At 38.7% G+C, this 15,115-nt stretch carries 6 protein-coding genes and 2 tRNA genes; 5 read left to right on the forward strand and 3 right to left on the reverse strand.

The window, feature by feature from the left end; genetic code table 11:
* Positions 1-11: 11 nt before the first annotated feature.
* From recC to recD, 4 genes are read left to right on the forward strand one after another with little or no spacing between them, the layout of a single operon-like run.
* Positions 12-3,395: an exodeoxyribonuclease V subunit gamma gene (recC, locus tag ABN236_RS08390; RefSeq protein ID WP_349473777.1), complete on the forward strand. Its 3,384-nt coding sequence runs from the start codon at positions 12-14 to the stop codon at positions 3,393-3,395.
* A gap of 15 nt (positions 3,396-3,410) precedes the next feature.
* Positions 3,411-6,299 (forward strand): pitrilysin, encoded by a 2,889-nt coding sequence (ptrA, locus tag ABN236_RS08395; protein ID WP_349473778.1) that lies wholly within the window; start codon positions 3,411-3,413, stop codon positions 6,297-6,299.
* Entirely contained in the window at positions 6,296-9,907 is a 3,612-nt protein-coding gene (gene recB / locus ABN236_RS08400; RefSeq protein WP_349473780.1) for an exodeoxyribonuclease V subunit beta, read from the forward strand. Before ptrA ends, recB begins: the two co-directional genes overlap by 4 nt.
* A gap of 2 nt (positions 9,908-9,909) precedes the next feature.
* Positions 9,910-11,820, forward strand: coding sequence for an exodeoxyribonuclease V subunit alpha (recD, locus tag ABN236_RS08405; RefSeq protein WP_349473782.1), 1,911 nt, complete (start codon positions 9,910-9,912; stop codon positions 11,818-11,820).
* 73 nt (positions 11,821-11,893) lie between these two features.
* On the opposite strand, the gene argA is transcribed toward recD, so the two are convergent.
* Positions 11,894-13,228 (reverse strand): amino-acid N-acetyltransferase, encoded by a 1,335-nt coding sequence (gene argA / locus ABN236_RS08410; protein WP_088494679.1) that lies wholly within the window; start codon positions 13,226-13,228, stop codon positions 11,894-11,896.
* Between the two features lie 240 nt (positions 13,229-13,468).
* Between argA and amiC the strand changes: the two genes are divergently transcribed.
* Entirely contained in the window at positions 13,469-14,731 is a 1,263-nt protein-coding gene (gene amiC / locus ABN236_RS08415; protein ID WP_088494680.1) for an N-acetylmuramoyl-L-alanine amidase AmiC, read from the forward strand.
* A 211-nt stretch (positions 14,732-14,942) separates the two neighbouring features.
* Here the strand turns inward: amiC and ABN236_RS08420 are convergent.
* Together ABN236_RS08420 and ABN236_RS08425 are read right to left on the reverse strand one after the other, a co-directional pair.
* A tRNA-Met gene (locus ABN236_RS08420) sits at positions 14,943-15,019 on the reverse strand.
* Positions 15,020-15,041: 22 nt separating this feature from the next.
* Positions 15,042-15,115, reverse strand: a tRNA-Met gene (locus ABN236_RS08425).

Consider the following 15,115-nt stretch of genomic DNA (forward strand, 5'->3'; position numbering starts at 1 on the left):
ATGAGGATCTGATGTTTCATATATATCACTCAAATCAGTTGTCATTACTAAAGTCACTTATGGTGCACTTTATGCAGACCAGACCACTTTCTTCTCCTTTTGAACAAGAAGTGATCCTTGTACAAAGTCCCGGAATGTCTCAGTGGTTACAAATTCAGCTTGCCGAAAGTTTGGGTATTGCTGCTAATATCCATTATCCATTACCAGCGACCTTTATTTGGGAAATGTTTACTCGGGTATTATCAGGTATACCTAAAGAAAGCGCTTTTTCTAAAGATGCCATGACATGGAAATTAATGGCATTGCTTCCTGAATTTTTATCTCATGAAGAATTTAAACCTTTATTGCATTATTTAAATGATGATGAAGATAAACGTAAGCTTCACCAGTTAGCGGGGCGTGTGGCTGATTTATTTGACCAATATTTAGTTTATCGTTCAGATTGGCTAGCTTCGTGGGAAAAAGATGAGTTAATCGAAGGGCTGAGTGAAAATCAACGCTGGCAAAAAATATTGTGGGTAGCATTACAGCAATACACAAAAGATCTTAATCAGCCTCAATGGCATCGTTCTAATCTTTATCAACAATTTATCTCTACATTAAATAATGCAGAAGAAGGGCAGCTTCAGCACTGTTTTCCACCTCGTATTTTTATTTGTGGAATTTCAGCGTTACCTCAAGTTTACTTGCAGGCGTTACAGGCTATTGGACGTCATACCGAGATCTATTTACTTTTTACCAACCCTTGCCGTTACTATTGGGGAGATATCCAAGATCCTAAATTTCTCGCTCGTCTTAATAGTAGAAAACCACGCCATTATAAACAATTACATGAATCCCCTTGGTTTAAAGATGAAATAAATGCTTCTTCGTTATTTAATGACGAAGGTGAGCAAAATATTGGTAATCCGCTATTAGCATCATGGGGAAAATTAGGTAAAGATAATCTTTATTTCCTCTCTGAACTTGAATACACCGATGTGTTGGATGCGTTTGTTGAGATCCCAAGAGACAATTTACTTCATCAATTGCAAGCCGATATCCTTGATTTAGAAGATTTTTCACAATTAGGTACAACACTTGAAACTTATGAGTGTAGTGAAAATAAACGTGTGATTTCGCCAGATGATTATTCACTGACTTTTCATGCTAGCCATAGTCCACAGCGCGAAGTGGAAGTGCTACAAGATCAATTACTGCATTTGTTAGAGCAAGATCCTGAATTACTGCCGCGTGATATTATTGTGATGGTTGCGGATATTGATAGCTATACACCTTATATTCAAGCTGTGTTTGGTAATGCGCCTTCAGAACGTTATCTTCCTTTTGCTATTTCAGATAGAAAAGCACGTCAAGCACACCCTGTATTACAAGCTTTTATTACGTTATTAGAGCTTCCTCAAAGCCGTTTTACTGCCGAACAAGTATTGGCACTACTCGAAGTTCCTGCTTTAGCTGGGCATTTCTCTATTTTTGAAAATGAATTAAAACTACTGCGTCGTTGGGTTGATGAGTCAGGTATACGCTGGGGATTAGACGATGAGAATGTGGCTTCATTCTTATTACCTATTACGGGTAAAAATACGTGGGAGTTTGGCTTACTGCGAATGTTGCTTGGCTATGCGATGGAAAGTGAAAATGGTCCTTGGAAAGGCGTTCTTCCTTACGATGAATCCAGTGGATTAGTCGCTGAACTTGCAGGGCATCTCGCTGATTTTCTTTATACATTAAGCGATTGGCGTACACGTTTGAGTGAAACTCGTTCATTAGAAGCTTGGCTAGAAGTTGGACAACAATTAGTTGATGCCTTTTTTGAGTCTGATGAAGAAACGGAATTAGTCTTAGCGCTTATTATCCAACAATGGCAAAAAGTGATTGAAAACGGATTGAAAGCGCAATATCAAAATGAAATTCCGCTAGTTCTTATTCGTGATGAATTAACAGTGCGGTTCGATGATGAAAAAATCAGTCAACGCTTTTTGGCTGGTAGTATTAATTTCTGTACATTAATGCCTATGCGCTCTATTCCCTTTAAAGCGGTGTGTTTATTAGGCATGAACGATGGTATTTATCCTCGTAATATTCAGCCGCTAGGGTTTGATTTAATGGCGGAAAAGCGCCGTCGTGGTGATAGAAAACGCCGTGATGATGACCGCTATTTGTTCCTTGAAGCGCTTAGCTCAGCTGAAAAATACCTTTATATCAGCTATATTGGAAAATCGATACGTGACGATCGAGAATGTAATCCATCCGTCTTAATCAAAGAATTACAAGATTATATTGGGCAAAATTTCCGTCTACCAGAGGATGGTGGACTTAATGTCGATGACAGTGCGGCTCGTGTAAATCAGCGTTTATTAACACAACATAGCCGTGTTCCTTTTGCTCAAGAAAATTTCCGCATAGGCGCTTCCTTTCGTTCTTATGCCTCTGAATGGCTACCTGCTGCTAGTGGGCAAGGAGAGGTTCATCAAAGTTTTACTGAGCCACTTAATGATGATGACACAATAGATAACGTCTCTGTTGATGCTCTGGCTCGTTTTTATCGTCATCCTATTCGTGCTTTCTTCCAACAAAGATTAAAAACAAATTTCGTTATTGAAGAAACAGAATTACCCGAAGAAGAGCCATTTGTGATAAATGCGCTTCAACGTTATCTATTGAATCAATGGTTATTAAAAGCATTGATTGATCAAACCTCAACAGAAGCACTGTTTGAGCGAATCAAAGCAGCAGGGCAACTTCCAGCAAGTGCTTTTGGTCAAATCTATTGGGAGCAACAAATAGAAGAATTACTTCCTTTAGCTGAAAAGATAAGAAGTGAACGATTAGCCACACATTCTGTCACATTAGAGCAAAGCTTTAGTGCAATGCCATTGATTGGTCGTTTAAATGAGGTACAAGCTGATGGTTTATTACGTTGGCGACCTGCCAGCTTAACCGCTAATGACTTATTGCAACTTTGGATTGAGCACCTAGTGTATTGCTTGAAAGGGGGAACTGGAGAGAGTCGTTTTTACGGTAGAAAAGAGACTCAATGGTGTTTATTACCCGTTGATCCTGAGTTTGCCTATGCAACATTAGATAAGTTAATCAGTGACTATAAACAAGGGTTAAACAGCCCATTAGCGTTATTTGCGAAAAGTGGCTGGGCTTGGTTACAAGCTTGCTATGATAAAAAATCACAAGAGTTTTTACTTGATGATGAAGAGACACTTGAAAAAGCAGAATTAGTACTGATGCAACATTTAACGGATAGCTATAATCGAGATGGTGAAATGAGTGACATGTATGTTCAGCGTGCTTTCTCTCAATTAGACGAGCTTTTTTTACAAACAGTCAAACAAACGGCATTAACACTATTTAAACCAATAATTCCATTTCTGAAAAAATAAGGGAGCTCATATCAGATGAGAAAATACTTCTCGCAACTATGGATCATGTTGCTATTGATGCTAGTGAGTATCAACAGCTTTGCTGCTGATCCTCTCTGGCAAGTATTGCCTGATAGCATTGAAAAAAGTGAGAGCGATCCACGGCAATATCAAGCGATTAAACTACCTAATGAAATGACTGTATTACTGGTTTCTGATGAAAAAGCAGTTAAATCATTAACGGCTGTTGCATTACCTGTTGGAGCATTAGAAGATCCAGATAGTCAGCAAGGTCTTGCGCACTATTTAGAGCATATGGTGCTAATGGGATCGGTGAAATATCCTCAATCAGGCAGTATGTCTGAATTCCTACAAAAGAATGGTGGCTCTCATAATGCGAGTACAACGACTTACCGTACTGCGTTCTATTTAGAAGTAGAAAACAGTGCCATTAATGAAGCGGTAGATCGCCTTGCTGATGCTTTAGCTGAACCTTTACTTGATCCTAAAAATGCAGATCGTGAACGTAATGCAGTTAATGCTGAATTAACAATGGCGCGGGCACGCGATGGCATGCGTTTTTGGCAAGTCAGAGCAGAAACTTTAAACCCAGCACATCCAAGTTCTCGCTTTATGGGGGGGAATCTAGAGACATTAAGTGATAAACCAAATAGTAAGCTTCAAGATGAATTGATTAAATTCTATCAGACACACTATTCTGGCAATTTAATGAATGGTGTTATTTATAGTAATAAATCACTTGATGAATTATCTAAATTAGCCGCAGAGACTTTTGCTCGTATCCCGAATAAAAAGGCTGACGTACCTGTTACAACAGTACCTGCTATGACGGATAAAGAAAAAGGGTTAATGATCCATCTTGTACCTGCTTTGCCGCAAAAAACCTTACAGATTGAATTTGGTATTGATAATAATGTTGCCGATTTTCGTAGTAAATCTGATGAATATATTGGTTATTTAATCGGTAATCGTAGCGCGGGCACATTGGCAACATGGCTACAAGATCAAGGCTTGGCTGAAAGTATTAGTGCCTCTTCAGAGCCTTATATTGATCGTAACCAAGGCTCATTTACGATTTATGTCGCGTTGACAGATAAAGGTTTAGCGCAAAAAGACAAAGTGATTTCTGCTATCTTTTCATATATTCGTTTAATTCAAACAGAAGGCATCAGTCAGCGGTACTTTAATGAAATTGCGAATGTATTAGATCTCTCATTCCGTTATGGCTCTATTGTAAGAGATATGAATTACATAGAAGGTATTTCGGATATGATGCTGCGTTATCCAATCAAAAATATCCTAGATGCAGACTATATTGCTGATAATTATGACCCTTCAGCTATCCTTTCTCGTCTTGATTCTCTTACACCAGAGAAGGCTCGTATTTGGGTAATTAGTCCTAATGAACCTTCTAACAAACAAGCCTATTTTGTTAATGCGCCTTATCAGGTTGATAAAATCACAGATAAGCAATTAAAAACATGGCAAGCATTATCAGACGATATTTCATTATCACTGCCAGCACTTAACCCTTACATTCCTGATAATCTTTCACTGATTGATGCGGACAGCAAAATCATCAAACCACAATTGTTGTGGCAAGATAAAAGCGCTCGCTTGTTTTATATGCCATCGCACTATTTTTCTGATGAGCCTAAAGCCAGTGTGACATTAAGTTTAGTGAATAAGAAATCAGACATTACTGTTAAGCAGCAAGTGACGCAAACCTTAACTGACTATCTTGCTGGTTTAGCATTAAGTGAATTATCTTACCAAGCTTCTGTTGCGGGAATGAATATCTCATCCTCATCAGGGCAAGGCATTGATTTTTCAATGAATGGGTATACACAACATTTACCAGAATTAGTTAATGCGACACTGAAAAGCTATATGAGTTTTGAATCAACTCAAGAAGAACTAGATCAGGCTAAATCTTGGTATCGTGAACAGCTTGAAGTGACTCATAACTTAAAAGCATTTGAAGCCGCTATGCTGCCAGCTCGTCGATTAAATACGATCCCGTATTATGAAGAAGCTGAAAAAATCAAAGCATTAGAGTCAATTACGCTACAAGATATTATTGATAATCGCCGTGAAGTCATTAAAAACGCGGCACTTCAAGCGCTGATTATTGGTAACTTAACGCCAGAGCAAAGCCGCGATATTGCTAAATCTGCACACGAATTATTAGGTAATCAAGGTACAGAATATTGGATCGGTGAAACATTAGTATTCAATAAATTAAATGCGGTTGAATTCCAAAATAAATCGAAGAGCACTGATAATGCATTAGGTGAGCTTTATATCCCAACAGGTTATAGCCGTCTTGAAGGTCAGGCAATTTCTTCAGTGTTAGCCTCTGTTATCAAACCTTGGTTCTATGATCAATTAAGAACAGAAGAGCAACTAGGTTATGCTGTATTTGCTTATCAAGGCACTATGGGTGAGCAATCAGGTATCGGCTTTTTACTACAAAGTAATGCAAAACCGCCTGTCTACTTAAATGAGCGCTATAACGCATTTTATCAACAAGCTTACGAACGTTTGAAAAAAATGAACGAGGCTGATTTTAATCAGTATAAGCAAGCGATTATTACTGAAGTTAAACAGCCACCTCAAACATTCTATGAAGAAGTTTCTCTTTATCGAAATGACTTCCATCGTAATAACTTAAAATATGATGGACGTGAAAAATTCTTAGCTGAGCTTAATAAAGTTACATTAAAACAAGCTATTGAATTTTATGAAAAAGCAATTATAAAACCTAACGGATTTATTTTTGTTTCTCAAGTTATTGGTAAAGATGGCAAAGATGCTGATTACGCAGAAAATAAACAATGGAAGCGTTACACCACAGTGAGTGAATTACAAAAAACCTTACCTGTTGAGGAAATTAAAGAGTGAGTGAAGTGATACAGGCACAGCCATTAAACCCGTATACGCTTCCTCTGTACCAAAGACGCCTCATTGAGGCGTCTGCTGGAACAGGAAAAACTTATACAATAGGGTTATTGTATTTACGGTTGCTTCTTGGATTAGGCGGAGAATCTGCATTCTACCGCCCTCTCAGTGTTGAAGAGATTTTAGTTGTGACATTTACGGATGCGGCGACAGATGAATTACGAGCACGTATTCGTAAAAATATCCATGAACTAAGACTTGCCTGTATCCGTCACGATGTTGAAAGTAGTGATAATACTTACCATGAGTTACTCAAACAGATACCTAATAAAGAGCTAGCTGCACAGTGGTTGCTAGAAGCTGAACGTCAAATGGACGAAGCGGCTATTTACACCATTCATGGCTTTTGTCAGCGTATGTTGGCAAACAATGCATTTGAATCAGGAGTCTTGTTTGAACAAGTCTTGATCCAAGATGAATATGAGCTCAAAAAACGGGTATGTGCTGACTTCTGGCGTCGTCATTGTTATCCACTTTCTTATGATGTTGCTAATGCAGTAAGCCAGATTTGGTCTGGTCCAGAACAACTGCTTTATGAAATACAGCCTTATTTACAAGGTGAAATGCCTGAAATCGAAGGTGTGGCATTAGATAGCGAAAATGAATCAGTAAAAGAGCGTCATCAAGCGGTTATTGAAGCAATTAATAATGTTAAAACTCGTTGGAATGAACATCATCATGAAGTTGAAGCATGGATAACCACTTCAGGAGTTGATAAGCGTAGTTACAGCAGTCGTTTCTTACCTAAATGGATTGAAGAAATCACTCTGTGGGCGTCAACACTAGAAACTAAAAGCTATCAATTACCTGATTGTTTAGTTCGTTTTTCTCAAGAAACATTGAATGAGAAGTCGACTAAAGGTCCAGCGCCAGAGCATATTCTGTTCGTTGAAATTGAACGATTAACAAAGCAGAGTTTGACTTTGCGTGATGTTATTTTGGTCAACGCGATCCCTGAAATACGCCAAGGTATTGAAAATGAAAAAATGCGTCGTGGCGAAATGGGATTCGATGATTTATTAACACGTTTAGATAGAGCATTGAAACGTGAAGGTGGTGAAGCTTTAGCGCAAGCCATTCGTGAACGCTATCCAGTTGCAATGATTGATGAATTTCAAGATACAGATCCTCAACAGTATCGTATTTTTGATGCGATTTATGGTGAGTATGAAAACAGCGGTTTGTTGTTTATCGGTGATCCTAAACAGGCAATTTATGCTTTCCGTGGTGCGGATATTTTTACTTATATTCAAGCTAGAAAGCAGACATCTCATCACTACACATTAAACACTAACTGGCGCTCTGCACCGGGTATGGTGAATGCAGTTAACAAACTTTTTATGCGTTCGAATGCTCCATTTTTATTTGAGCATATCCCTTTTATTGAAGTAAGTTCAGCTGAAAAAAACCAAGACATGGCTTTTATTTACCATGATAAACCGATTTCTCCTTTTAATTTTTGGCTTGCTGAAGGTGAAAGCGTTTCTACGGGAAATTATGAACAAATCATGGCGGCACAATGTGCTGCACAAATTCGTGATTGGTTATCAGCTGGGGATCAGCAACAAGCTTGGCTGATTGAACAAGATACAAAAAAATCGGTTACATCTGCTGATATTATGGTGTTAGTGCGTAGCCGTAGAGAAGCCGTACTTATTCGTGACGCACTGAATTTACTTTCGATACAATCGGTGTTTTTATCCAATCGTGAAAGTGTATTTGAAACCAATGAAGCTAAAGATCTACTTTGGTTATTACAAGCAGTTGTAACGCCGGAGAAAGAGCGAGTTTTAAGGGCATCTTTAGCTAGCCGATTATTTGGTTTTAGCGCGAAGCAAATTGATGATTTGAACCGCAGTGAGGCGCGCTGGAATAGCTACGTAGAGAAATTTGCTGATTATTATATACTATGGCAAAAGCGTGGTGTTTTACCGATGTTGCGTAAAATCATGATGGATAATCAGATTGCGGAAAACTTGCTCGCAAGCATTGATGGTGAGCGTCGGCTTACAGATATCATGCATATCGGTGAACTATTACAAGAAACATCATTACAACTTGATAGTGAACACGCCCTTATTCGTTGGTTAGCACAACAGATTTCTCATCCCGATGCGCAGTCTGAAAGCCAACAAATGCGTTTGGAAAGTGACCGAAATCTTGTACGGATTTGTACTATCCATAAATCTAAAGGCCTTGAATATCCTATCGTTTGTTTACCTTTTGCTTGTAATTATCAAGAGCAGAAAGGGGCGCTTTATCATGATAGAGAGAAATTTTACGCAAAATTAGATATTTTTAGCCGACCTGAAAGTTTGCGTTTAGCAGATGAAGAGCGCTTAGCTGAAGATTTACGCTTACTTTATGTCGCATTAACACGATCTAAATTCTGCTGTTATGTTGGTGTTGCTCCTCTTGTTAAGGGGACTAAACGTAAGTCAGGGCTTACCGATCTGCATAAAAATGCTTTAGGGTATTTATTGCAACAAGGCGAAGAAGGTAATAGTGAATTATTACATCAATCAATCCATGCCTTATTAGATGAGAATATCAGTGTAACAACGCTTGATAATATGTCTGCACATCGTTATCAGCCTCAATTATTGGCTGAAACAAAACTTGAGGTCGCTATATTTAAACGCCAGATCCACGATAATTGGCGTATAACGAGCTATTCAGGGTTAACCTATCAGCATTCAAATCGCAGTTATCATTTCGATTTAGGTGATATTGAGGCTTTGGTGCAATCTATCGCACCAGGGCTTGATACAGATGCTAAAGGTGAAAAGCAACAAGGAGAGGTTGATGAAAATTCGATTCATCATTTCCCTCGTGGTGCAGTAGCAGGAACGTTCTTACACAGTTTGCTGGAAGTATTAGATTTTTCACAACCTATTGATGAACTGTGGATGCAAGGACAATTGACTGCTCAAGGTTTTGATGAAAAGTGGGCTCCTCTTTTAGTTTCATGGATGGAAACGCTATTTCATACACCTCTTAATACTCAAGGATTGTGTCTTGCTGATATCCCAAAATCACAACAACTTGATGAATTACAATTCTATTTGCCTATTGAAAAAGAGGTATCATCAACCCAGTTGACTCAATTAATTAGCCAGTTTGATCCACTATCAAAACGTTGTCCAGCTTTGCAATTTCAACAAGTAGAAGGAATGCTCAAAGGCTTTATCGACTTAGTCTTTTCTTGGGAAGGTAAATACTATGTTGTGGATTATAAATCGAATTGGTTAGGTGAATCGAGTGAGGATTACACACAAGAAGCGATGATGAATGCAATGATGGATCATCGCTACGACTTGCAGTATCAACTCTATACCTTAGCGTTACATCGTTTTTTACAACAGCGCATCCCTGATTATGATTACCAAAGCCACTTTGGCGGAATTTATTACCTCTTCTTACGAGGTATAGACAAAGCGCATCCCGGAAATGGAGTTTATGCTTATTTACCTGATGAGGCTTTTGTTTTGGCTCTAGATTCACTATTTACAGGTAAAAGTAGCAAACTTGATGTAGTCGGTGAGAAATAAAAATGATCAAACTATTAGAACAAGCGATTACACAAAACTTATTACGGCCTTTAGATCTTCGATTTGCACAAATGCTGGTGGAAGATGAAAACCCTATTTTACTGTTTATATTTGCTTATTTGAGTGCTCAAACTGGAGCGGGTCATGTTTGTTTACCATTGAGTATTATTCAAAAAGATCAACTGTTTGATGGTAGACAAAAGGAGTTTGCACAAGAAATTTGGCAAAAAATGGGTAAGCCTTCTGCTAAAAAAATAGTAGAAGAATTGACTCATTGTCATTGTGTTAATCAAAGTGGCGATGATTCTCCCTCACCCATTATTTTAGATAATGAACTTCTTTATCTACAAAGAATGTGGAGCTATGAAGAGAAAGTTGCTCGTTTTTTTAGGCAAGAGCATGCCATTGTTGATATTGATGAGAATGAATTAATTAAAGTACTCGACCAACTTTTTCCAACAACGAAAGAAAGCCAAGAAACAAATTGGCAAAAAGTGGCTGCGAGTGTTGCTATTACAAGCCCTACCTCTATTATTTCTGGGGGACCTGGAACAGGGAAAACGACAACAGTTGCTAAAATTTTAGCGGCTTTTGTGATGCTTACATCGAATGAAAAGCCGATTATTCAATTAGCGGCTCCTACCGGTAAAGCCGCTGCGAGATTAACGGAGTCTTTAGGTAACGCTTTGGCACAACTTAATTTAAGCGAAGAAGAAAATAAGTGGATGCCAAAACAGGCACAAACTATTCATCGTTTATTAGGCGCTCAGCCTGAAAGCCAGCAAGTGCGTTACCATAAAGATAATCCATTACAGCTTGATATTTTAGTTGTTGATGAAGCATCGATGGTTGATTTACCTATGATGGCGCGTTTGATTGATGCACTTCCACCAAAATGCCACGTTATTTTCTTAGGTGATAAAGACCAACTAGCTTCTGTTGAGGCGGGCGCTGTATTAGGTGATATTTGCCGTTTTTCTGAAGATGGTTTTAGTCAAAAAAGATTTGATCAAATTAATCATTTGACCCAAGGTGAACTGGCTAAATCTACCGACATTATTCCTGTCTCTCAAACACCCGTTTCTGTCGTCAGTGATTCTCTGTGTCTGCTACGAAAAAGCTACCGCTTTGGTGAGGATTCAGGGATAGGGCAACTTGCTTTCGCGGTTAATAAAGGACAGACCAAAACAGCCATTGCGTTGTTGAAAAAAGCAGAGGTTAGCCCACAACAGCTTGAAATCGCATTAGAGCCTCAAGATGTGAGCTTTATTGCTTTAGAGTCAAAAGAGAGTTATTTACTGATGATCCAAGATGCTGTTAATGCCTATCGAGAGTATCTCACTTTAGTTTCTCAAAAAGCATCACCTGATATTATTCTTAATGCATTTAACCAATACCGTCTATTGTGCGCGCGAAGAGAAGGCCCTTTCGGTGTAAGTGGTCTAAATGACAGAATTGAAATGTTATTGCATCGTCAGCGATTGATCCGCCGTCCTACAAATAGTTATCAAAGTGATTATATTGGACGCCCCATTATGATCCAACGAAATGACAGTACGTTAGGTCTGTTTAATGGTGATATTGGTATTATGCTCAATAATGATGAAGGTGAAATGAAAGCTTTTTTCCAACTACCTGATGGAAAATTGAAAGCGATCCAACCTAGCCGATTACCACAACATGAAACTGCGTATGTAATGACAGTGCATAAATCACAAGGTTCGGAATTTACCCATACAGCGTTAGTACTGCCCGATAAATTTTCACCTGTTGTTAGTCGTGAATTATTGTATACCGCATTAACACGGGCTAAACAGAAGCTTTCTCTTTATGCCTCAGAGTTGATGGTGAAAATGGCAATACAAACACGTATTCAACGTCGAAGTGGATTAATTGATAAGTTACGTTATTAGTCGTTAGTTAATAATGAAAATAATAAAAGACAGGCATTGAGAGGGATACCTGTCTTTTTTTTATATTTGGCAATTACTCTTTATGTAAATCTAAAATCAAAATTTTAGAACGACGTTGGTAATTATAAAGTGCTTGTTTTTCAATCGGTAGCTTATCAATTTCAGCTGGTTCAAATCCTTTTTCTTGAAACCAGTGTATGCTGCGAGTTGTCAAAACAAACAGCTTTTCTAACCCTAATTGCTTAGCATGTGCTGAAATACGTTGTAGCAAAACTTCACCACGACAAGAGCTGCGATAATCAGGGTGTACTGCAACACAAGCCATTTCACCAATTTTTTCTGATGGGTAAGGATAGAGTGCGGCACATGCAATAGTCATATTATCGCGTTCAATTATGGTGAATTGGTCAATTTCAATTTCCAATTGCTCTCTTGAACGTCTGACTAAAATACCTTGTTGTTCTAATGGGCGAATAAGTTCGAGTATGCCACCAATATCATTAATATTCGCTCTACGAACTTTTTCTGCACTCTCCATGACGATTTGAGTACCAATACCATCACGAGAGAATAATTCTTGAATAAGAGCACCATCAGATTGATAACTTAGTAAGTGGCTGCGCTCTACACCACGACGGCAGGCTTTAACTGCTCCCCGTAAGAATCTCACTGTACCTGAATGGTAATCACCTTCCGTTTGTAGCTCTCGAATTTTATCTTCAGCTTGGTTAGGCAATAGTTCAGAAACAATGTGTCCTTCTTCATCGACAACACCTTGGAATGAGCAAAAACCAATTATTTTTTGTGCTTTAAGCTTTATCGCAAGTTGTGTTGCTACTTCTTCTGAAGTGAGATTAAAGCTTTCTCCCGTCACAGATACCGCAACTGGGCCAATTAATACAATGGCATTACTGTCTAATTGGCGATGAATAGCTTCTTCATCGATACGACGAATTTTTCCGCTATGACAATAATCAACACCATCATCAACCCCTAATGGTTGTGCGATAACAAAGTTACCACTAACAACATTAATATGTGCACCTTGTAATGGCGTATTGCTTAAACTCATTGATAGGCGAGCCGTAATATCAAGTTGCAATGTACCTGCAGCTTGTTTAACGATTTCCAAGGTTTTGCTATCTGTGATGCGTGTATATTTATGATAAATTGGAGATACTTTTTGCACTTCAAGAGCTGTATCTATTTGTGGGCGAGCACCATAAACAACCACTAAACGAATGCCTAGGCTGTGCAACAACCCAATATCGTTAATGATAGATGGGAAGTTTTCGTGAGCAATGGCTTCGCCACCCAGCATAATGACAAATGTTTTGCCTCTATGTGCATTAATATACGGAACCGAGTGGCGGAATCCATCGACCAATTCGGTGCTACGCTCTTTCATAAAACCCTCTCAAGTGAATTTTTATTCGCATTTAATGTATTTTTATTCTTTTTGGAGAGGAATGGCAAGTAAAATCCTATCTTATTGTTTTCCCTGAAGGCAGAATATTCGTGTAAAAGTGAGTAATTGTGCTGTTTTTAAGTGACAGTGAAGTGTGGATTGGGTAAAGTTTTTCGTTCTTAACTTTTTTTATCTCTTTTTAGAGTTTATTGACGTTAATCGTTTTTTTGGAATATTTTCATGAGTCATTCTGAGCACAATCAAACTCGTCGTCGTCTTGTTAAAGGAATTGGCGCGTTATTATTGTTAAGTGTTAGTCCTGTTGGTCTTGCTGCCACAGCATCTATTGTTGCTGTGAGGGTTTGGCCTGCCTCGACTTATACTCGCGTGACTATAGAATCCAGTACACCACTGAAATATCGTCAGTTTGCATTATCAAATCCTGAACGTATTGTGGTGGATTTAGAAGGTATTCAACTTAATAGCACACTAAAAGGTGTTGCTAATCAGGTTCAGACTAGCGATCCCTATTTAAAACTTATTCGCGTTGGTCAAAATACACCTAAAACAGTTCGACTGGTATTTGAAGTAAAAACGCCTGTACAACCACAAATGTTTACGCTTAAACCTGTGGCTGAATTTAAAAACCGTTTGGTGTTAGATTTCTACCCAAGCCACGGCGCTGACACGGAAGAAGATCCTCTTTTAGCGCTATTACGTGAATATAACGACGGTGATTTACAACAAGCTGTACCAGCACAAACCGATACACGTAAACCGGGCAGAGCAGGGCGAGATAGACCGATTATTATCATGATCGATCCTGGGCATGGTGGTGAAGATCCGGGTGCAATAGGTAAATATAAAACACGTGAAAAAGATGTGGTTTTACAAATTGCTCGTCGCTTAAGAACGCTGATTGATAAAGATGCCAAAATGAAGGCGTATATGACACGCAATGAAGATGTCTTTATTCCATTGACAGTACGTGTTGCTAAAGCGAGAAAAATGCAGGCAGATTTATTTGTCTCTATCCATGCTGATGCGTTTACAAACCGCTCTGCAAGAGGTTCTTCTGTTTTTGCATTATCAAAAACGGGCGCAACCAGTAACACTGCACGCTATCTTGCTCAAACACAAAATGAGTCTGACTTAATTGGTGGGGTGAGTAAAAGTGGCGATCGCTATGTAGACCATGCAATGCTCGATCTCGTACAAACTGCGACTATTAATGACAGCCTAAAATTCGGTAGTGAAGTACTTAAGTTATTGGGTGGTATTAATAAACTGCATAAAAATAAAGTCGATCAGGCGGGTTTTGCGGTATTAAAAGCCCCTGAGATCCCTTCTATCTTAGTAGAAACGGCTTTTATCAGTAATATCGAAGAAGAGAAAAAACTAAAAACCGCTAAATTCCAGCAACAGATCGCAGAGTCTATTTTCAAAGGGATCAAAGCTTATTTTGCTAATGGTGGTGAATTAACGTTAGCAGACCGTAGCTAACCTCTTCCTATATCTTTTTTATATTCCAGTAGAAAGCCAAGATCATACGCTTTCTATTGGAGCTTCTTATTGTATTTTCAGCACAATAAATCTATTCAATACAATGCGTTATTGAAATAAAAGAAATGTAGTATAGAAATCTATGATTGATAAGATTAGGTCTGTGAATTAAGAGAGAAAGTAAAAATAAGAAGAAATTTTGAAGAGAAATTGGTTGCGGGAGCTGGATTTGAACCAACGACCTTCGGGTTATGAGCCCGACGAGCTACCATGCTGCTCCATCCCGCGACTGAATTGTTGTTTATAGAATTGGTTGCGGGAGCTGGATTTGAACCAACGACCTTCGGGTTATGAGCCCGACGAGCTACCATGCTGCTCCATCCC

Origin of the sequence: Proteus sp. fly-1013 (genome assembly GCF_040140245.1) — a bacterium.
GTDB lineage: Bacteria > Pseudomonadota > Gammaproteobacteria > Enterobacterales > Enterobacteriaceae > Proteus > Proteus mirabilis_B.